Annotated in this window: 21 protein-coding genes; 10 read left to right on the plus strand and 11 right to left on the minus strand. The window is 68.9% G+C overall.

Going from position 1 to position 18,711, the window contains the following annotated elements; translation table 11 throughout:
* Positions 1-80 precede the first annotated feature (80 nt).
* From JK363_RS09975 to JK363_RS09990, 4 genes are all read left to right on the plus strand, one after another.
* A complete protein-coding gene (locus tag JK363_RS09975) occupies positions 81-833 on the plus strand; it encodes a lysophospholipid acyltransferase family protein (protein WP_201874428.1) in 753 nt (250 codons plus the stop codon).
* Positions 834-998: 165 nt separating this feature from the next.
* Positions 999-2,246 (plus strand): MacS family sensor histidine kinase, encoded by a 1,248-nt coding sequence (gene macS, locus JK363_RS09980; protein WP_201874429.1) that lies wholly within the window; start codon positions 999-1,001, stop codon positions 2,244-2,246.
* The gene (locus JK363_RS09985) at positions 2,243-2,923 is read left to right on the plus strand and encodes a response regulator (protein ID WP_201874017.1); all 681 of its coding nucleotides are present in this window, start codon (positions 2,243-2,245) and stop codon (positions 2,921-2,923) included. Before macS ends, JK363_RS09985 begins: the two co-directional genes overlap by 4 nt.
* 165 nt (positions 2,924-3,088) lie before the next feature.
* Positions 3,089-4,117, plus strand: a complete 1,029-nt coding sequence (locus JK363_RS09990) for a 6-phosphofructokinase (RefSeq protein ID WP_201874018.1) — start codon at positions 3,089-3,091, stop codon at positions 4,115-4,117.
* 141 nt (positions 4,118-4,258) lie between these two features.
* Here JK363_RS09990 and JK363_RS09995 read toward each other — a convergent pair whose 3' ends face one another.
* Positions 4,259-4,861 (minus strand): hypothetical protein, encoded by a 603-nt coding sequence (locus JK363_RS09995; RefSeq protein ID WP_201874019.1) that lies wholly within the window; start codon positions 4,859-4,861, stop codon positions 4,259-4,261.
* A 228-nt stretch (positions 4,862-5,089) separates the two neighbouring features.
* Here JK363_RS09995 and JK363_RS10000 point away from each other — a divergent pair, with 228 nt between their 5' ends.
* Positions 5,090-5,440 (plus strand): hypothetical protein, encoded by a 351-nt coding sequence (locus JK363_RS10000; protein WP_201874020.1) that lies wholly within the window; start codon positions 5,090-5,092, stop codon positions 5,438-5,440.
* Positions 5,441-5,674: 234 nt separating this feature from the next.
* Here JK363_RS10000 and JK363_RS10005 read toward each other — a convergent pair whose 3' ends face one another.
* Both JK363_RS10005 and JK363_RS45160 read right to left on the minus strand, forming a co-directional pair.
* Positions 5,675-7,624, minus strand: coding sequence for an anthranilate synthase family protein (locus JK363_RS10005; RefSeq protein WP_201874024.1), 1,950 nt, complete (start codon positions 7,622-7,624; stop codon positions 5,675-5,677).
* Positions 7,625-7,720: 96 nt separating this feature from the next.
* Complete coding sequence (locus tag JK363_RS45160; protein WP_504751942.1) at positions 7,721-7,777, minus strand: trp operon leader peptide; 57 nt, start codon at positions 7,775-7,777, stop codon at positions 7,721-7,723.
* A 227-nt stretch (positions 7,778-8,004) separates the two neighbouring features.
* Here JK363_RS45160 and JK363_RS10010 point away from each other — a divergent pair, with 227 nt between their 5' ends.
* A complete protein-coding gene (locus JK363_RS10010) occupies positions 8,005-8,349 on the plus strand; it encodes an LppU/SCO3897 family protein (RefSeq protein ID WP_201874026.1) in 345 nt (114 codons plus the stop codon).
* A 1-nt stretch (position 8,350) separates the two neighbouring features.
* Here JK363_RS10010 and JK363_RS10015 read toward each other — a convergent pair whose 3' ends face one another.
* Genes JK363_RS10015 through JK363_RS10025 form a run of 3 tightly spaced genes read right to left on the minus strand, consistent with a single transcriptional unit; the run spans position 8,351 to position 10,935 of the window.
* Complete coding sequence (locus JK363_RS10015; RefSeq protein WP_201874028.1) at positions 8,351-9,844, minus strand: hypothetical protein; 1,494 nt, start codon at positions 9,842-9,844, stop codon at positions 8,351-8,353.
* Position 9,845: 1 nt separating this feature from the next.
* Positions 9,846-10,127 (minus strand): DUF397 domain-containing protein, encoded by a 282-nt coding sequence (locus JK363_RS10020; RefSeq protein ID WP_201874030.1) that lies wholly within the window; start codon positions 10,125-10,127, stop codon positions 9,846-9,848.
* Entirely contained in the window at positions 10,111-10,935 is an 825-nt protein-coding gene (locus tag JK363_RS10025) for a helix-turn-helix domain-containing protein (protein WP_201874032.1), read from the minus strand. The genes JK363_RS10020 and JK363_RS10025 overlap by 17 nt, the downstream gene beginning before the upstream one ends.
* An 89-nt stretch (positions 10,936-11,024) precedes the next feature.
* On the opposite strand from JK363_RS10025, the gene JK363_RS10030 reads away from it, so the two are divergent.
* From JK363_RS10030 to JK363_RS10040, 3 genes are all read left to right on the plus strand, one after another.
* Entirely contained in the window at positions 11,025-11,429 is a 405-nt protein-coding gene (locus JK363_RS10030; RefSeq protein WP_201874034.1) for an ATP-binding protein, read from the plus strand.
* Between the two features lie 65 nt (positions 11,430-11,494).
* Positions 11,495-12,844, plus strand: a complete 1,350-nt coding sequence (locus JK363_RS10035; RefSeq protein ID WP_201874036.1) for a class II 3-deoxy-7-phosphoheptulonate synthase — start codon at positions 11,495-11,497, stop codon at positions 12,842-12,844.
* 164 nt (positions 12,845-13,008) lie between these two features.
* Positions 13,009-13,254 (plus strand): (2Fe-2S)-binding protein, encoded by a 246-nt coding sequence (locus JK363_RS10040; protein ID WP_201874038.1) that lies wholly within the window; start codon positions 13,009-13,011, stop codon positions 13,252-13,254.
* A gap of 25 nt (positions 13,255-13,279) precedes the next feature.
* Here the strand turns inward: JK363_RS10040 and bfr are convergent, their stop codons facing one another.
* Complete coding sequence (gene bfr, locus JK363_RS10045) at positions 13,280-13,759, minus strand: bacterioferritin (RefSeq protein WP_201874047.1); 480 nt, start codon at positions 13,757-13,759, stop codon at positions 13,280-13,282.
* A 159-nt stretch (positions 13,760-13,918) separates the two neighbouring features.
* On the opposite strand from bfr, the gene JK363_RS10050 reads away from it, so the two are divergent.
* Positions 13,919-14,542 carry a sulfite oxidase-like oxidoreductase gene (locus JK363_RS10050; RefSeq protein WP_201874049.1) on the plus strand — a complete coding sequence of 208 codons (624 nt, stop codon included), beginning with the start codon at positions 13,919-13,921 and terminating at the stop codon, positions 14,540-14,542.
* A 19-nt stretch (positions 14,543-14,561) separates the two neighbouring features.
* Here JK363_RS10050 and JK363_RS10055 read toward each other — a convergent pair whose 3' ends face one another.
* The 4 genes from JK363_RS10055 to JK363_RS44150 form a co-directional block, all read right to left on the minus strand.
* Positions 14,562-15,020: a DUF4396 domain-containing protein gene (locus JK363_RS10055; protein ID WP_201874051.1), complete on the minus strand. Its 459-nt coding sequence runs from the start codon at positions 15,018-15,020 to the stop codon at positions 14,562-14,564.
* 98 nt (positions 15,021-15,118) lie between these two features.
* Positions 15,119-15,988, minus strand: a complete 870-nt coding sequence (locus tag JK363_RS10060; RefSeq protein WP_201874052.1) for a deoxyribonuclease IV — start codon at positions 15,986-15,988, stop codon at positions 15,119-15,121.
* A gap of 80 nt (positions 15,989-16,068) precedes the next feature.
* Positions 16,069-17,997: a Stk1 family PASTA domain-containing Ser/Thr kinase gene (gene pknB, locus JK363_RS10065; RefSeq protein ID WP_201874053.1), complete on the minus strand. Its 1,929-nt coding sequence runs from the start codon at positions 17,995-17,997 to the stop codon at positions 16,069-16,071.
* An 89-nt stretch (positions 17,998-18,086) separates the two neighbouring features.
* On the minus strand, positions 18,087-18,539 hold the full coding sequence (locus tag JK363_RS44150; protein WP_307821669.1) for an SRPBCC domain-containing protein: 453 nt from the start codon (positions 18,537-18,539) through the stop codon (positions 18,087-18,089).
* Between the last annotated feature and the right edge of the window lie 172 nt (positions 18,540-18,711).

The following is an 18,711-nucleotide window of genomic DNA, read 5'->3' on the forward strand; positions in this document are numbered from 1 at the left end:
ACGCGGCGCGCCGCACGCGGGGTAGGCAGGTTAAGGTCTCCTCGTCGGATACAGGAGGTTCTCGGTTGTTCTACGGCGCAATGAAGCTGTCGGTGGGTGGCACCCTGAAGCTTGCCTTCCGGCCCTGGGTGGAGGGACTGGAGCATATCCCCGCCGAGGGGCCGGCCATTCTGGCCAGCAACCACCTCTCGTTCTCCGACTCCTTCTTCCTGCCCGCGATGCTGGACCGCAAGGTCACCTTCATCGCCAAGCAGGAGTACTTCACCACTCCGGGCGTCAAGGGGCGGCTGACGGCGGCCTTCTTCAAGGGCGTCGGTCAGCTCCCCGTGGACCGGTCGGGCTCGCGCGGCGCCGGTGAGGCCGCGATCAAGGCGGGCATCGACGTGATCAAGCGCGGTGAGCTGTTCGGCATCTACCCCGAGGGCACCCGCTCGCCCGACGGCCGTCTCTACCGGGGCAAGCCGGGCGGTCTGGCCCGGGTGGCGCTGGCCACCGGCGCACCGGTGATCCCCGTTGCCATGATCGACACCGAGAAGATCCAGCCGCCGGGCAAGGTCATGCCCAAGCTGATGCGGCCCGGCATCAGGATCGGCAAGCCACTGGACTTCAGCCGCTACCACGGCATGGACGGCGACCGTTTCATCCTGCGCTCGGTGACCGACGAGGTCATGTACGAGATCATGAAGCTCTCCGGCCAGGAGTACGTCGACATCTACGCGACGGCCGCCAAGCGGCAGATCGCGGAGGCGGAGGCGGCCAGGAAGCAGGCGGAGAAGGCCGAGAAGGCGGAGCGGGCCGAGCGGGAGAAGCACAAGGACACGGCCGGGGCGTAAGGCGCGTCCGGGCCCGGGGGCGGGGGGATCGTGGCGCAGCAGCCCGAGCAGGAGCACACGGCCGAGCAGCCGGAGCGGTCGGAGCGGCCGGAACAGGAGCAGGCGGCCGAGCAGCCGGAGCGTGAGCGGCGGGCTCGCCATCCGAAGCGCGAGCGCGTGGTGCGGATGTCCGTCGAGCAGCCGCTGTGGCAGGCGCTGACCGCCTACCGCGTCCTCACCCTCCTCTACGCCCTCACCCTCTACGTCGTGTCGTTCCACGACTACGACCGCCCGCTGGGCGCGGGCGCCTACATGGCCGTACTGACCGTGTGGACGGCGCTGACCTACCGCATGGTCTCCTCGGCCGAGCGCTGCACCCGGCGCTTTCTGGTCGGCGACCTCAGTGTGGCGGTGGTGGGCATCCTGCTCACCCCGCTCGTCGACACCCACGACCGGATCGCCGAGGGCACGCCCACCTTGCCGTCCATATGGACCGCGGGCGCCGTCCTCGGGTTCGCCATCAAGGGCGGCTGGCGCTGGGCGGCTTGGGCCTCGACCGTCGTCTGCGCCGCCAACATCATCGAGCGCGGCGGCTTCGCCCAGGACACCATCCACATGCTGATGCTCGTCTGGGTGGCGAGCGTGGCCATCGGCTACATCGTCGAGGTCGCCCGCGCCAGTGAGCGCACCCTCGCCCGCGCGTTGCGCATCGAGGCCGCGACCCGCGAACGGGAGCGGCTGGCCCGCGACATCCACGACAGCGTGCTCCAGGTGCTCGCCATGGTGCAGCGGCGCGGCGCCGCGATCGGCGGCGAGGCGGCCGAACTGGGCCGGATGGCCGGTGAACAGGAGATCGCGCTGCGCACCCTGGTCTCCACGGGTCTGGTGACCCCACCGCGCGGTGTCCCCGTACAGCGCACCGTGGACCACGCCCCGGCTCCCGTCCCGGACGACGACCCCGACGAGGCGTACGGCACCGAGCCATGCGATCTGCGGGCCCTGCTGGCGCCGCACACCGGATCCCGGGTCACCCTCTCCGAACCCGGCGCCCCCGTGGTCCTCCCGGCCCACGCGGCGGGGGAGTTGGCGGCCGCCGTCGGCGCCGCACTGGACAATGTGCGGGTCCACGCGGGCGAGGAGGCCCGCGCCTGGATCCTGGTGGAGGACGAACCGGACGCCGTGATGGTGACCGTACGGGACGACGGCCCCGGCATCCCCGATGGACGGCTCGCCGACGCCGAGCGCGAGGGGCGTCTCGGGGTGGCCCTGTCGATCCGGGGACGGCTGCGCGACCTCGGTGGTACGGCCGAGTGGATCTCGGCTCCGGGCCAGGGCACCGAAGTGGAACTCACGGTCCCGAAGGCGCCCGTGCCGTCGGGGACTTCGACGGACGACAAGGCGTCGACGGACGACAAGGGGAAGGCAGCACGATGACCGATCACCACGAGGGACGGCCGGTGACGGTGATGGTGGTGGACGACCATCCGATGTGGCGCGACGCGGTGGCCCGCGATCTGTCCGAGGCCGGGTTCGACGTGGTGGCCACGGCCGGGGACGGCCCGCAGGCCGTCCGCCGGGCCAAGGCCGCCGACCCCGATGTCCTGGTGCTCGACCTCAACCTCCCCGGGCTGCCCGGGGTCGAGGTCTGCAAGGAGGTCGTGGCCGCCCACCCCCAGCTGCGGGTGCTGGTGCTCTCCGCGAGCGGTGAGCACGCCGATGTCCTGGAGGCCGTGAAGTCCGGCGCCACCGGCTATCTGCTGAAGTCGGCCAGTACGGAGGACCTGCTCGACGCGGTGCGCCGCACCGCCGCCGGGGACCCCGTCTTCACCCCCGGCCTCGCGGGCCTGGTGCTCGGCGAGTACCGGCGGCTCGCCGGCGAACCCGCCCCCACCGCCGCCGACCAGCCGGTCGCCCCGCAGCTGACGGAGCGCGAGACGGAGGTGCTGCGGCTGGTGGCCAAGGGGCTCTCGTACAAGCAGATCGCCGAGCGGCTGGTGATCTCGCATCGCACCGTGCAGAACCATGTGCAGAACACCCTCGGCAAGCTGCAACTGCACAACCGGGTGGAGCTGGTGCGGTACGCGATCGAACGGGGCCTGGACGGCGCCTGAGGTTTGGGCAGCCCCCACCCCCTCGTAAGGGTGAAGTTCAAAACCAACTCCCCAGGCGTGTGCGGAAATCGACCACGACCCCATCCCCTGTGACCTGGATCACCGTTACCGTGGCCCTCCGTACCGGGCCCAAGCACGGGATTCCACGGGAGAAGGGAAGAAACGATGCGGGTCGGAGTGCTGACCGGCGGCGGCGACTGCCCCGGGCTCAACGCGGTCATCCGCGCCGTCGTCCGCAAGGGCGTACAGGAATACGGCTATGACTTCGTCGGCTTCCGGGACGGCTGGCGAGGCCCTCTCGAGAACGACACCATCCCCCTCGACATCCGCGCGGTGCGCGGCATCCTGCCGCGCGGCGGCACCATCCTCGGCTCGTCCCGCACCAACCCCCTCAAGAGCGAGGACGGTATCCGCCGGGTCAAGGACACCCTCGCCAAGCAGGAGATCGAGGCGCTGATCGCGATCGGCGGCGAGGACACCCTCGGCGTCGCCGCCCGGCTCTCCGGCGAGTACGGCATCCGCTGCGTCGGGGTCCCCAAGACCATCGACAACGACCTCTCCGCCACGGACTACACCTTCGGCTTCGACACCGCCGTCAACATCGCCACCGAGGCGATCGACCGGCTGCACACCACCGCTGAGTCCCATATGCGCGTCCTCGTCGTCGAGGTGATGGGGCGCCACGCGGGCTGGATCGCGCTCCACTCGGGCCTGGCGGGCGGCGCCAACGTCATCCTCATCCCCGAGCAGCGCTTCGACGTCGACCAGATCTGCGCCTGGGTCGAATCCCGCTTCAAGATCCGCTACGCGCCGATCGTGGTGGTGGCGGAGGGCGCCATGCCGAAGGGCGGCGATGCCGTGCTGAAGGACGACTCGCTCGACTCCTTCGGCCACGTCCGGCTCTCCGGGATCGGCGAATGGCTGGCCAAGGAGATCGAGCGCCGCACGGGCAAGGATGCCCGTACGACCGTCCTCGGCCACGTCCAGCGCGGCGGCACCCCCAGTGCCTTCGACCGCTGGCTCGCCACCCGCTTCGGTCTGCACGCGATCGACGCCGTGCGGGACCAGCACTTCGGCACGATGGTCGCCCTGCGCGGCACGAATATCGTCCGCGTCCCTCTGGCCGACGCGACGGCCCGCCTCAAGACGGTGGATCCATCGGAGTACGAGGAGGCGAAGGTCTTCTTCGGCTGACGGGGGTGGCCCCCGGGGCCCTGTGCGCCCCCGGCCCCGCACCGGCCGGGGGCGGAGCCCCAAGGCCGTCTGGCCGGTGCGAACGGGGCGTTCCGGCCAGCGCGGCGCGCTGTGGAATACGGCCGCTGAGAAGGTAGTGACCTATGATCCGCTCCGAAAGACTCGTACGATGGATCCATTTTGCTTGTTGGGGCGGATGTCGAAGTCGATCGTGACCGGAGTGCCGGCGTTGAAGGCGTCGCGAAGAACCTCCAACATCGCGGCGTGGGCAACTTGGTTGTCATCCTTTCTCAAGGTGAACCCAAATGCCTTGCCTGGTTCGGTGTCGAGTTGGATCACCGCTTCGACATCAATGAAGTCATCACCTGGCCCGAAACCGGCGCCGACGTTCTGAACCAGAAGGAACGTGATCTTTCCAGAGGTTTGAAGCAATCGTTCGGTTGTCAGGCACTGGTTCAGTGCTTGCTCCGCCCTCCGCAGCTCATCATCTGCCGCCGCGAGGCAGGCCTTGAGTTCGTTGATGTCAGAACTCTCTCGCACGCATTCCGCCCGCCGGTCTCCGAGCTCGGATCTGAGTTGGTCAACCCGATCCTGGAGCGCCTTGCAGTCGTTCGCCACAGTTGCCTCCCGTGCGATTCCGCCATTGTCAATCACCGAAGGTGATGCAACCACAGGCACCATAAGCGACAAAGCAGTCTCCCGCACATCGAGCGACAGTGGCTCGCAGCAGGCGAGTTCAGACAAGGCTTATGCATGCGGCCTCGGCACCCCGCGGATATCACCCGATTGGCCTACTGAACTTCGCCGCGTGGTGTCGCTGCACGCGAACGTCCTGACGTGTGCAAACGGGCTGGCGATGTGCGACATCATTCAAAGATCATCAGTAATCGTCCTGCGGGGGGCTGCTGGGCTGTTTATGTTCAGACCTGTGAGCAGGGCCTGCACTGAGATGCAGCCGGGTGAGGTGATCGCATGGGTAAACCAAATGGTGATCGCGCTCGCACATGGGCCGGACTCTGGTCGGTCATTGTGGGGCTTGCGGTCCTGGGCATCCTCGTCTTCTTTGCGATGCTTTGGCTAAGGGATGATCAAGTCGAGTTGGCCGGCATCATCGGTGCCATTGCAAGCCCTATCGTCGCCGTCGTGTCCGCTTACCTCGGCCTTAAGATCGGCACGGAGCCGGCAGCCACAGCTCAAGCAACCCGAGAAGAAACAAATAAGCACCTCATGGCCATTCTGGCTGATCTTCCCCCCGATCAGGCAACCCGGTATATACAGATGCTCAATTTGCCCTCGCCTCCGACATCGCTACCACCGAGGTAGCGGGAGTCCCGGAGCGGGGCTTATTAGCCAGGCACAGCCGCGATTTGCCGACAACGGCAGCGGCCCCCGCGGGTACGGGGGCCGGGCCTCGTAGTTTCGGACTTCCCACGCTTCGGTCTCGAAGCTGATGCCCGCGCCGTACCGATCCCTTCCGTGCCGGAATCGGCGGTTTCCATCACCTCATTGCCGGCACGCGCGTTCCGGGGAGGGGCGGGGTGGGGGACCCTCACACCCTCACACCCGCACAGCCGCCAAAAGCCCCGCCACCAGCACCGCCCCATTCATCGTCAGCACCGACTCCGGATGGAACTGCACCCCCGCGAACCCCGGCCCGCGCAGCGCATGCACATCCCCGCTCACCGCGTCCCGGCTCAGCTCCACCCGGTGCATCGCCAACTCCGTCTCCGCCGCCTCCTCACACCGCGCGGTGAACGTGTTGTAGAAGCCCACCGTCTCCTCCCGCCCGAAGAAGTCGATCCGCTCCTGCGCCCCCTGGAACGGCACCTCCTTCCGCACGATCTCCAGCCCCAGTTCCGCCGCGATCAGCTCGTGCCCCAGGCACACCCCCAGCAGCCCGTGCCGGTGTCCGGCCACCAGATGCGCGGCCAGCCGCCGCAGGAACCGCATCTTCGGGTCGGCGGTGTCGCCCGGATCGCCGGGCCCGGGGCCCAGCACCACCGGGCCCTGGTGCGCGAGCGCCGCCTCCCGTACGCCCGGTTCGTCGTACCGCCGCACGGTGACGGTCAGTCCGGACGTCCGGAGCAGATGGGCGAGCATCGCGGTGAAGGTGTCCTCGCCGTCGATGACCAGCGCATGGCCCGACAGCCCCAACTCCCCGCCCACGTCCACCGGCTCCTCAAGGTTCTGCATCCGCAGCCAGAACGGCGCGAGATCCGCCCGCCGCACGTCGAGCGCCGCCCGCACCCGCGGATCGTCCGCGAACCGCGGCCGCGCATCGCCCTCGTCCCCCTCCACAGCCCCCGGCCGCACGCCCAATGCCGTCAGCACGCCCGCCGCCTTCGCATGCGTCTCCGCCACCTCACCCCGCGGATCGGAGTGCCGCACCAGCGTCGCGCCGACCTCGACCTTCAGCGCACCCGCCCCGTCGATGTCGGCGGTCCGGATCAGGATCGGTGAGTCCAGCGTCTGCGCTCCGCCGCCGTCCCGGCCGATGAGGGCCAGCGCCCCCGCGTAGTAACCCCGCCCCCCGGGCTCGTAGCGCTCGATGACCCGGCAGGCGTTCTGCACCGGTGACCCGGTGACCGTCGCCGCGAACATGGTCTCCCGCAGGACGTCCCGTACGTCCAGCGAGGACCGCCCGCGCAGCTCGTACTCGGTGTGCGCGAGGTGTGCCATCTCCCGCAGCCGGGGGCCGATCACCACACCGCCGCGGTCGCCGACGGTGCACATCATCTTCAGCTCCTCGTCCACGACCATGGACAGCTCCTCCACCTCCTTGCGGTCGTGGAGGAAGGCCAGCAGGCCGTCGGCGTCGGCCCCGCCGGCCGGGTAGCGGTACGTCCCGCTGATCGGGTTCATCACGACCGTGCCCCCGGACATCCGCACATGCACCTCGGGACTGGCCCCCACCAGCGTCCGCCCGTCCGCGAGACGCACCACATATGTCCAGTACGCGCCCCGCTCCCCGGCCAGCAGCCGCCGGAAGAGCGCGAGCGCGTCGGTACTCCCGAAGCCCGGGATCTCGCCCCGGAACGTCCTTCGGATCACGAAGTTGGCCCCCTCGCCGGTGCCGATCTCATCCGTGATGACCCGCCGTACGATCTCGGCGTATGCGTCGTCCTCGACGTCGAAGGCCCCGCCCTCGACGTTCACCCGGTGCGCGGGGAGCGCGTCCAGCACCTCGGCGAGCGGCAGTTCGTACGTCTCCTCCGGCCGCAGTACGGCCAGCGGCGTCCCGTCGTCCCGTACGTCGAACCCTCGCTCCCGGATCTGCCGGAACGGCACCAGCGCCAGCGCGTCCGCGACCGCCGCCCCGCCCTCCGGGGCCCCGGTCGGCAACGGGATGTCGGTCAGCCGCTCCACCTCGCTCACCGGCCCGACCAGCACCTCCACGGTGTCCTGGGCGTGCCCGGGGGTACGGCGATGGATCAGGGCGAAGGGGGAGTCGGCCGAGAGCAGCCGCGCGATGACGTCGCGTGCTGTGGCCTGCGTGTCGTTCCGCATGGCGGTGTGTTCCTTCCGAGGAGGAGGAACGGCCCGCGCAAACGCCGAAGGCCGCCCCTCGGGCGGCCTTCGCGTGGTGTCTGGATGTACGCGCGATCAGTGGGCCGCCGGATGAGCGGGCCACCACCAGTTCATGTTCAGTCGCGCGTGCATGCCGAAAACCCTACACGACCGGTCATCGGTCGGTCGCGGTGTCACGGTTCGGTGAGGGGTTCTTCACGGGACGGTCGTCGATGGTCCCGAGATGACCGAGATCGCCGCTCTTGGGCGGCCAGACGCCCGCGGACCGGGTTTTGCGATGTCAGCGGCGCGGGCTAACTTTCAGGGCCGCACATCGAATTGATGTGCGCAGCTCACCACCACCACGGGGGTCATGCACCATGTCCACGCTCAGCCGGCAGACCAAGGTCCGGATGATCGCGATCCCGCTCGCGCTCATCATCGCGGGCGTCTGGTACTACAACAGCCGTGGCAACACCACCGGTCCCGAGCACCAGAAGAAGGTGGCCAGCCAGACCATCGACGCGGGCGACTGCGTGCAGAACAAGGGGACCGAGAGCGACCCGGACCTGAAGAAGGTCGACTGCGGCGGCGCGGCGGCCGACTACAAGGTCAAGGAGAACTGGCCGCTGGACCACGAGTGCGAGCCGGGCCTGAGCAAGTACCAGGTCACCCGGAACGGCCGCCCGCAGTACACCCTGTGCATGGAGAAGCTGAACGGCTGAGTCAGCGCCCGCCGCTCGCGGCGGGCCCCAGCACCCTCGTGCGTATCTGTCTCGCGAGGAATCCCGAACGGCCGGTCAGGGCGGGCCAGTTCCCGACGGTCTCCACGAGCAGTTCGCGGTGCTCTTCGACGCGCCGAGGGTGGGACAACTGCCACGCCGCGTCGATCTGGACGTCGACGTCGTCGCTGTCCACGGCGCGGACGAGGAAGGGGTTCGCCTCGGGCCCGAACGCCTCGCCGAGGACGCGAAGCGCGATCTGCTGGTGGCCGGAGAGAGCCTGGTCGACCGCACAGCGGCCGACCAGGTCGAGAAAGCGCGGGTCCGGGGTCTCGATCCTCTTGAGCACCCCGAGGGCAACCCACAGCGCCTTGTCGCGGACCTCGCCCGAGGTCGTGTGCTCCAGCAGGTCCATGATCGGCTCGGCGTCCGAGGCTTCGGCGTTGCCGCTTCCGAGCGTGTTCAACGCGCTCAGATGGAGGGCGGCAGAGCCGTGCCGCCGTAGTACGTCCCGGGCCCGAGCGATCACCTCGGGCCCGTAGGCGTCGACCTCGTCCGGATCGAGGACTTCGCGCAGACCGTCGTAGCTGGTGAAGTGGTCGAGCGCGATACCCACCGCCATCGGGTGATCACTGCGCAGCAGCGTTCGGAACGCCTGGTGGTAGTCGTCCGCCGCCCCCGACGGGAACATCAGCTCCTCATGGGCACGCCCGAGCTCCGGATCGTCCCATTCGGCGTCGGTCCAGTAGAGGCTGTGGAACCCGCTCAGTGCCTTTCGTACGTCGTTTGCCTGGGATCCCGCGTCCGCGGGCCAGGCGGCCACGAGACGTTCGAGGCGCTCTCGGTGTGCGGGGAGGCGGCCGCGGGTGGTGAGTTCGATCGCGCCCTGGACCTGGAGGTCGAGTTCGGTGGACTCGGTGGCGCGAACCAGCAGGGCGATCGCCTCGGGGCAGTCGGCGTCGCCCACGTTGGAGAGGGCCTGGGCCCGCTCCCGGATATCGAGGTGCTCGTCGAAGACCAGATCCCCGAGAGCCGTGAGCAACCTCAGGCTCGGTTCCTCACTCCCGTAGAGAGCCGCGCCCGCCGCCGTACACGCCGCCGAGCGCACGTTCACGTCGGTCGCGAGTGCCAGGGCGTCGGCGATCAGGTCGGCGTCCTCCGGCTGGGCGATGTTCATCATCGCGTTCAGAGCGCTCGCATGATTGGCGCCGTTGGCCATGGGCGGCTGCCGAAGCAGCTTGCGGGCGACTGTGAGTGCGTCGGCTTCATGGAGATCGAGCGCGCTCTCCCTACCCCACCGGGTCAGAGCGCCCGAGTACTGGAAGTGGTCGAGTGCGATGCCCGCGGCGACGGTGTTCTCGCTGTGCAACAGGGTGCGGAACGCGCGCAGATACGCGCTGCGTTCGGTCGGTGCCATCAGCTCGTCGAGCGCGCGGTTCAGCCCCGCGTCGCCCAACTCGCAGTCCTGCCAGTGGAAGCTGTGGAAGCCCTCGACCACTTCAGAGTTTGCCGGTCGCCGCGGCGGCGACGAAGTCGGCGAAGGCGGTGGGGGAGAGCAGCAGGGTGGGGCCGTGGGGGTTCTTCGAGTCCCGCACGGCCACCTGCTGCCGGGTGGCTATCTCCGCCACCTCGATGCAGTCGCCGCCGTCATGCCCGCTGTAGCTGGACTTACGCCACGTGGCGCCGCCGAGTGCGGCGCACTCCACGCATTCGCCGCCGTCGTCTCCGCTGTAGCTGGACTTACGCCACTGCACGGCAGTCAGGTCAGGGGTGCTCCCCATAGCGCTCCTCCATCACCTGGGCGATCCGGTCCGCCGAGTCCTCGACGGACAAGGCGGCGGCTTGCAGGTGATCGTAACGGAGCGAACGGTCCCTGAGGTCAGTCGGGTTGAAGGTCATGTGGCCGGAGTTGTAGTCCGGTGTGTAGACGATGTCCGGCTCGTCTTTGAAGCGGAGCACCGTGAACGAGCCCATGAGTCCCGCGTGTGCTCCGGCAGTGAACGGCAGCACCTGGACGTTCACGTGTCCCTGGCGGCGGAAGCTCAACAGGTGGGAGAGTTGCCGCCGCATTACGTTGAGCCCGCCGATGGTTCCGTGCAGCACCGCCTCGTTCAGAACAACCCACACCGCTGGAGGGTTTGTGCGGGCCAGGATGCGCTGTCGTTCGCTCCGCGCTTCCACCCGTACGTCGAGACGTTCCTCTGTAAGTACGCCGAGAACTTCACGCGCGTACTCCTCGGTCTGGAGCAGACCATGCACGAGCTGCGTCTGATACGTCGAGATGTAGGTCGAGATGGCCTCCATCTCGGCATAGGGCTGGAACCACCCCGGCAACTGGCTCCGCGCCACCAGCGGCCATAACCGCAGCAGCGCCCCATCCGCCCCCAGTGCCGCGTCCGCCCGTTCCGTCAGCTCGCGGGTCGGGGCCTTGCGGGCCGTCTCGATCTGGCCGATCAGTGAGCCCGTACAGAAGATGATCTTGCCGAGCTGGTTCAGCGTGAGGCATGCGGACTCACGCAGCCGTCGCAGCTCGTAACCGTAGTAGTTCAGCGGGGATGCACTGGGGTCCAGTTCGCTGATGTTCGCCACAGGTGTGCCCCTCCTCAACTCCAGCAACGCCCGGACGCGTTGTGTTCGTCACATAGCCGAGAGTAATCGACTGGATCCACCCTTGTGGCGTGAACAAAGACATTGCGTACCCCCCGCCGCAGTACCACCTCATCCTGGCCGCCATGTCCCCGCACGCCGTCCGTCATATCCGCCGCATGGTGCGCATCTATGCCGAGATGTGGGAGATGGGTCACGTCGCCGACGCCGCCGGGCTGGCCGTGACCGAGCTGCTCGCGAACGTGATCAAGCACGTACCCGACTGCTCCTGCGCCGTGCTGCTGATCGCGGAGGAGGGGCGGCTGCGGGTCGAGGTGGGGGACAACTCACCGGTGTTACCGGTCAGGCGGACGGCCGGGCCGTGGGACGAGAGCGGGCGGGGGCTGGATCTGGTGGATCTGATCACGGACGCATGGGGGATCGACCGGACCCCGGCCCGGTCCGGGAAGCGGGTGTGGTTCGAGCTCAAGGCATGACCGGAGACGTCTCACCCTGTGGGCATCGGGCTGGACTGCCGACGGGACCCCGTAACCTTGGCGGGGTGACCGTGAACGCTGAAACCCACGCCGGTGGCCACACCTGGCAGTCTCTTCCCGCGGCGCAGCAGCCTGACTGGCCGGACCAAGCGGCTCTGCGCGATGCGATCGCTGAGCTCGAGTCCTATCCGCCGCTCGTCTTCGCGGGCGAGTGCGATGCGCTGCGGCACCGCCTGGGGGCCGTGGCGCGGGGTGAGGCGTTTCTGCTCCAGGGCGGGGACTGCGCCGAGGCGTTCGACGCCGTGGGTGCCGACCAGATCCGTAACAAGCTGAAGACGCTCCTCCAGATGGGCGCCGTGCTGACCTACGCCGGGTCCGTCCCGGTGGTGAAGGTCGGCCGGATCGCCGGGCAGTACAGCAAGCCGCGCTCGAAGCCGACCGAGACCCGGGACGGGGTGACCCTGCCGACGTACCGGGGTGACTCGGTCAACGGCTTCGAGTTCACCGAGGAGGCGCGGATCCCCGATCCGCAGCGCCTCAAGCGCATGTACCAGGCGTCGGCGTCGACGCTGAACCTGGTGCGCGCCTTCACCACCGGTGGCTACGCGGACCTGCGCCAGGTGCACGCCTGGAACCAGGACTTCGTGAAGTCGTCGCCGTCGGGTCAGCGCTACGAGGCGCTGGCGCGCGAGATCGACCGGGCGCTGAACTTCATGAACGCCTGCGGGGTGGACCCGGAGGAGTTCAAGACCGTGGAGTTCTTCTCCTCGCACGAGGCACTGATCCTGGACTACGAGTCGGCGCTGACGCGTACGGACTCGCGGACCGGCGATCTGTACGACGTGTCCGGGCACATGGTCTGGATCGGTGAGCGCACCCGGCAGCTGGACGGGGCGCATATCGAGTTCGCCTCCAAGATCCGCAACCCGGTGGGTGTGAAGCTCGGCCCGACGACCACGCCGGAAGAGGCGCTGACGCTGATCGACCGGATCGACCCGAACCGCGAGCCGGGCCGGCTGACGTTCATCACGCGGATGGGCGCGGACAAGATCCGCGACAAGCTGCCGAACCTGGTGGAGAAGGTGACGGCGTCCGGGGCGCAGGTCGTGTGGGTCTGCGACCCGATGCACGGCAACACCTTCGAGGCGGCGTCCGGGCACAAGACCCGGCGCTTCGACGATGTGCTGGATGAGGTCAAGGGCTTCTTCGAGGTCCACAAGGAGCTGGGCACCCACCCGGGCGGTATCCATGTGGAGCTGACCGGGGACGATGTCACGGAGTGCGTGGGCGGCGGCGACGAGATCTTCGTCGACGATCTGCACCAGCGCTACGAGACGGCCTGTGACCCGCGGCTGAACCGCAGCCAGTCGCTTGACCTGGCGTTCCTGGTGGCGGAGATGTACCGGGACCAGTGAGGCTGCCGGGTCTGCCTGGCCGGTGAGGCCACCGCAAGATCGCTGAAAGATGAATGGGGCACGGATCACATCGATCCGTGCCCCTCGGCGTTGTGGGTCTCCCTCATGGCGGGTAAGGTAAGGGTTACCTCACTGATCATGCTGGTCAACGCTGGAGAGTTCGCGTGTACGTCTGCTCATGCTTCGGCATCACCGAGAAGCAGGTGCGCGAGCACGCGGAAACGGGTGCTTGCACACCGCGCCAGATCGCCGGCGCCTGCAAGGCGGGCACCGACTGCGGCTCCTGCGTCCGCAAGATCCAGGCGCTGCTGGGGCGCGGTTCCTGCCCGCGGCGCGAGAACCTCGATCCGGTGGTGCTGGCCCCCGCCGTCGAGGCCACGGCGGTAGTGCCGGCGGCCGAGGCCGCCTGAGCGCAGGCGGAGCCCGGGTGGGCGGTCAGTCGCTCGGCTGCTCGATCTGCTGGGCGATGTAGAGGGCCTCACCGAGCTTCTCGATCAGCGCGAGCTGGGTGTCGAGATAGTCGATGTGCTGCTCCTCGTCGGCGAGGATGTCCTCGAAGATATTGGCCGAGGTGATGTCGTCCTTGGCGCGCATCAGTTTGATGCCCCGCTTGAGGCGGTCGATGGCCTCGACCTCCACCTGCCGGTCGGCCTGGAACATCTCGGTGAGGGTCTGCCCCACGCGAACGTGGAAGAGCCGCTGGTAATTGGGGAGGCCGTCGAGGAGAAGGATCCGGTCGGTGAGCAGCTCGGCGTGCTTCATCTCGTCGAAGGACTCGGCCCGGGTGTATTTGGCAAGCCGTGTCCAGCCAAAGTTGTCCTGCATCTTCGAGTGCAGAAAGTACTGATTGATTGCGGTCAGCTCACCGGTCAGCTGCTCGTTCAGGAACTCGAGGACCTCGGGGTCGCCCTGCATCGAAGGGGCTCCTTCCCATCAGAACGGGGAATGCCAGGTTGCGCGCATCGTCGCATCGCCCCTGGTGGGGCGTCCAGTAAGTGCACGCTTAGTACGAGTTGCCCCCACGGATGATCCCCTGGTCACGACCACCCCCGGCGGTCTGAGACCATGGAGTCCATGGGTCAGTCGGAAAGCCGCGAGGGGGAGCTTGCGCAGCTGCCTCCGGGTCAGCGACTGCAACGCGGTTGGCCGGTTACGCACTACGGGCCGGTGCCGAAGTTCAGGCAGGAGCGCTGGGAGTTCCGGGTCTTCGGTGCGACGGCGGACGGCGAAAAGCACTGCTGGACGCATGAGGAGTTCTCGGCGCTGCCGTACTCCACGGTCGTGGCCGACCTCCACTGCGTCACCAAATTCAGCATGCTCGGCGCCGAATGGGGCGGGGTCTCGACGGGGGTGCTCATGGATCTGGCGCCACCCGCGCCGGATGTCACCCATGTGATGGTGTGGGCGGAATACGGCTTCAGCTCAAATATGCGGTTGTCGGACTTCGCCTCCTCGACGTCGATTTTCGCCACGCACAAGGACGGCGAACTGCTGACGGCGGAACATGGATTTCCGGTCCGTCTGGTCGTTCCGCATCTCTACGCGTGGAAAGGGCCCAAATGGGTCCGGGGTGTGGAGTACATGAGGGCCGACCGCCGGGGCTTCTGGGAGGAGCGGGGATACCACAATCTCGGCGACCCCTGGAGCGAGCAGCGCTACTCCTACCAGGAGGAGCCGGGGGACGGGCCCGAGCTGTAGCCGGGGCCCGCCGCGGGCGTCAGTGGTGCTGATGTACCACCGCATGGCCCTTGCCGCGGGCGATCATCCACTTGTTCACCGGTGTGGTCACCAGGAACGCGACGACGAACGACAGCGCCAGGCTGAGCCAGAACAGCGCGTCGGACAGGGTCGCCTCCATCGCGCCGGGGAAGAGCAGGATGGTGCCGTTGTCGGCCAGCTCCATCACCGCGATCGAGACGGTATCGGCGGCCAGCGCCACCCGTACCGCGGTGCGCGGACCCAGCCCGGACCGCAGCACACCCCGCACGGTGAACGCGTAGCCGAAGGTGAAGGCGAGCACGATGGCCAGCGCCATGGTCGGGGCGTCGTGCCAGGCCAGTGCGGTGCCGATGGCCATGCCGAGGACCTCGCCGATGGCGCAGCCGGTGAGGCAGTGCAGGGTGGCCCGCACGGCTATGGGCCAGCTCGCCGTGGTGGATGTGCCGTGCTGTTCCATCGGAGTCCTCCTGAGGGAAACGGGGCCTGTGGTGATCCGTCGCCCCGAAGGAACGCTATACCCCCAGGGGGTATTCCAGGGTGAGGCTCACATGAGGCTCACCCGTCCCGCAGCTCCTTCAGCCGCGCCACATCCGCCGCATGTCCCTCCGTGCCGCCGGGGGTCTCGATCACCAGCGGCACCCCCTCCGTCGCCGGATGGCCGAACAGCTCGCGGAACGGCTCCGCGCCGATGTGCCCGGCCCCGATGTTGGCGTGCCGGTCCTTGTGGGCGCCGACCACATCCTTGGAGTCATTGGCGTGGATCAGCTTCAGCCGCCCCGGCCCGGTGACCGCCACCAGCTCGTCGAGGGTCTGCTTCATCCCGCCGGAGGCGGCCAGATCGTGGCCCGCGGCGAAGACATGGCAGGTGTCCAGGCAGACGCCCAGCCGCGGATGCCGGTCCAGCGCATCGAAGTACGGCCCGAGGTCCTCCACCAGCGCGCACAGCGAGGTGCCCTGGCCGGCGGTGGGTTCCAGCAGCAGCCAGGGGTCGTCGTCGTGCGTCAGCTCGTCCAGCAGCGGCAGCACCCGCTCCCGCACCTGGGCGAGCGCCTGGACGCGCTCCCGGCCGCCGGTGGCCGAGCCGGTGTGGACGACAACGCCCCGCGCCCCGATCTCCCGGCCGCGGCGCAGCGAATGGCGCAGGGAGTCCACCGAGCGCTCGGCCGTGGCCTCGGTGTGCGAGCCGAAGTTGATCAGGTACGGGGCATGGACGTAGACCGGCATCGACTGCTCGGCGCAGCCGGTGCGGAACGCCTCGTCCTGGGCGGGGGTGCCGGTCGGGGTGGCCCAGCCGCGCGGATTGGCGACGAAGACCTGGACGGTCTCGGCGCCGATGTCCCGGGCGTGGGCGAGACCGACGGTGGCAAGGCCGCCCGCGACGCGGATATGGCCGCCGACGGGGTTGCGGGTGCGGTGCGTACTCACGGGTCCAAGGGTCCCAGGCGCGGCGGACGCCCGGGACCACAGGGGTCCCGGGCGCCGTCCAGTGGTTTGCCGGGCGTCGTCTAGAAGATGCCCTCGACCTCGATCGTGATGGTGCTGCCCTTGGGGGCCTTGTCCCCGCCGTCCACCGACTGGTCCTTGATCGTGTCCCCGCCGAACACCGGCTTGTCGACGTCGACCTGGAAGCCCTTGTCCTCCAGCTTGGTGGTGGCGTCGTCGATGCTCATGCCCTCGACATCCGGCACCTCGATCATCTCCTGGCCCTTGGAGAGCGTCAGGGTCACGGTGTCACCCTTGGCGCCCGTGTCCCCCGGCGACTGCTTGGCGACCGCGCCCTTGTCCTCGTCGGAGAAGACCCGCTGCTTGTCGATCTTCACCTTGAAGCCCTCGTCGAGCAGCTCCGAGCGAGCGTCGTCGAGCGTGTCGCCGACCACGTCCGGGATGTCGATCTCGGGGCCCTTGCTGACCACGAGCGACACGGGGGTGTCGGGGCGGCGCACGGCGCCCTCACGGGGGCTGGTGGACAGCACCGACCCCTGGGGCGTCTCATCGCTGAACTTTTTGATGATCCGGCCCACCGTGAGCCCCTGGTCGGCGATCTTCTTCTTCGCCTCGGAGAGCCGGTTGCCGACCACATTGGGCATCTCGGCCCGCTCCGGCCCCTGGGACACGCTGATCGTCACGGTACCGGTGTCGCGGATGCGCGCACCGACGCCCGGCTTGGTGCTGATGACATGGCCCTTGTCGACCACATCGCTGTACTCGCGGACGACCTTCACGTCCAGCCCGGTGTCGTGCAGCTTCTTCTCGGCCTTCGCCTGGCTCATCTTCAGCACCGCCGGGACCTTGGTGAACTGCCCGGAGTTGATGTACCAGACGCCGACGCCGATTCCGAGGGCCAGCAGCACGGCGGCGACGATCGTCACGATCCCGCGCCGCGGCATCCGGCCGCCGCGGTCGCGGCCACGGCCGCGCCCCCGCCGCGCGGGCGGGTCCTGCGGCAGCTCCAGACGGCTGGTGCGGTCGAGCCGGTCCTGGTCGTCCGCCGCGCCGGCGGGCCGCGGGATCACCGTCGTACGGTTCTCCGAGCCGCTGTCGTCGCCCGCGTCCCTGGCCTCCGGCGGCACCGCGTCCAGCTGGGCGTCGGTCAGCGCGGCGCGGGCCGAACGGGCCTGGCCGAGCAGTGCGACGGCGTCGGCGGGGCGCAGCGAGATCTCGCGGGCGGTGGCGGAGGCGACCAGGACGTCCAGTTGGGCCGCCACATCGGGGGCCAGGACGGACGGCGGCGGAACGTCCTCGTTGAGGTGCTGGTAGAGGATCTGGGCCGGGGTGCTGCCGACGTGCGGCTTGGAGCCGGTCAACATCTCGTAGAGCACCACACCGCAGGCGTACACATCGGCCCGCGGGTCGGCCGTGCCGTTCTCTATCTGCTCGGGCGCGAGATAGGAGACGGTGCCGAGGACGCTGCCGGTGGAGGCGCTGGTGTTGGTGTCCACCGCCCGCACCAGGCCGAAGTCGGCGACCTTGACCCGGCCGTCGTCCCCGATCAGCACGTTCTCCGGCTTCATGTCGCGGTGCACAAAACCGGCCCGGTGGGCCGCGCCGAGCGCGGCGAGCACCGGCTCCAGGATGTCGAGCGCGGCACGTGGCTGGAGGGCGCCACGCTCGCGCAGCACATCACGCAGGGTGCAGCCGGCGACGTACTCCATCGCCAGATAGACATGCACACCGTCGGTGCCCTGGTCGTAGACGCCGACCACATTGGAGTGGGCGAGTCTGGCGATGGACTTCGCCTCGCGGATGAAGCGCTCGACGAAGGCGGCGTCGGAGGCGAGGCTCTGGTGCATCACCTTCAGGGCGATGACGCGGTCGAGCCGGGTGTCGACGGCGCGGTAGACCGTCGCCATCCCGCCCACGGCGATGCGTGCCTCCACGCTGTAGCGGCCGTCGAGCACCTGCCCGACAAGGGGGTCCTGGAGCGTCGTATCCACGAGAGGGCATTTTACGGACCGGTACGGGCCGTTCCGACCGCCAGCCCCAGGTGGAAGTGGAGTTGAAGCCGAATGGTGACAGCTGTGGGTCAGTTGTGCGACGCGGCGGCCAGGGCGGCCAGCTCCTCGAGGGCGGAGGTCCAGGCCAGGGTGGCGTACTCGGCGTGCTGGGTCTTGGCCTCGTCGGAGACTTCCAGGGCGCGGATACCGGATTCCGTCAGGCGGAGGCGGGTGCCCGCGCCCTCCGGAGAGATCCGGAACTCCACCAGGGTGGCCGTGCCCGCCTCGGTGCCGGGGCGGTCCGGCTCATGGGCCAGCCGGAAGCGGAAGAGGGCGTCCGGGACTGCCTTCTCCACCCGGCCGTGGAACTCCCCGTGTTCGTCCCAGCGGAAGCGGAGCGTGCCGCCGGGGCGCAGATCCAGCTCGCAGCCCCCGAAGGCGTACCAGGCGCGGATGTGCTCGGGCGTCGTCAGCACCCGCCACACCCGGTCGATGGGGGCGGGGACATACACCTCGCGCTCGATCCGGTCGGCCACGGTCACGGCGACCACCTCCGGCTTCCACGGTAGGCGGGGCGTCTCCGGGACGCCCCGCCTGCGGCCGGTACGCCCATGGAGGCGGGTGTCTGTGCGCGGGCCGACGGCTCGCCGGAGGCGGGCGGCCGCTCCTGGGCAGGCCGCTGCCCGGGGGCGCCGGGCCAGGCGGCCTCGCTGA

It is taken from the genome of Streptomyces coffeae (genome assembly GCF_016741875.1).
Lineage (GTDB): Bacteria > Actinomycetota > Actinomycetes > Streptomycetales > Streptomycetaceae > Streptomyces > Streptomyces coffeae.

Coding starts and splice junctions, on each gene's coding strand:
- JK363_RS10000 (WP_201874020.1), top strand. CDS start 5,090: ATGGGTAAACCAAATGGTGATCGCGCTCGCACATGGGCCGGACTCTGG.
- JK363_RS10020 (WP_201874030.1), bottom strand. CDS start 10,127: ATGGGGAGCACCCCTGACCTGACTGCCGTGCAGTGGCGTAAGTCCAGC.
- JK363_RS10050 (WP_201874049.1), top strand. CDS start 13,919: ATGGGTCAGTCGGAAAGCCGCGAGGGGGAGCTTGCGCAGCTGCCTCCG.
- JK363_RS09975 (WP_201874428.1), top strand. CDS start 81: ATGAAGCTGTCGGTGGGTGGCACCCTGAAGCTTGCCTTCCGGCCCTGG.
- JK363_RS10010 (WP_201874026.1), top strand. CDS start 8,005: ATGTCCACGCTCAGCCGGCAGACCAAGGTCCGGATGATCGCGATCCCG.
- JK363_RS09990 (WP_201874018.1), top strand. CDS start 3,089: ATGCGGGTCGGAGTGCTGACCGGCGGCGGCGACTGCCCCGGGCTCAAC.
- JK363_RS09985 (WP_201874017.1), top strand. CDS start 2,243: ATGACCGATCACCACGAGGGACGGCCGGTGACGGTGATGGTGGTGGAC.
- JK363_RS10055 (WP_201874051.1), bottom strand. CDS start 15,020: ATGGAACAGCACGGCACATCCACCACGGCGAGCTGGCCCATAGCCGTG.
- bfr (WP_201874047.1), bottom strand. CDS start 13,759: ATGCAGGGCGACCCCGAGGTCCTCGAGTTCCTGAACGAGCAGCTGACC.
- macS (WP_201874429.1), top strand. CDS start 999: ATGTCCGTCGAGCAGCCGCTGTGGCAGGCGCTGACCGCCTACCGCGTC.
- JK363_RS10005 (WP_201874024.1), bottom strand. CDS start 7,624: ATGCGGAACGACACGCAGGCCACAGCACGCGACGTCATCGCGCGGCTG.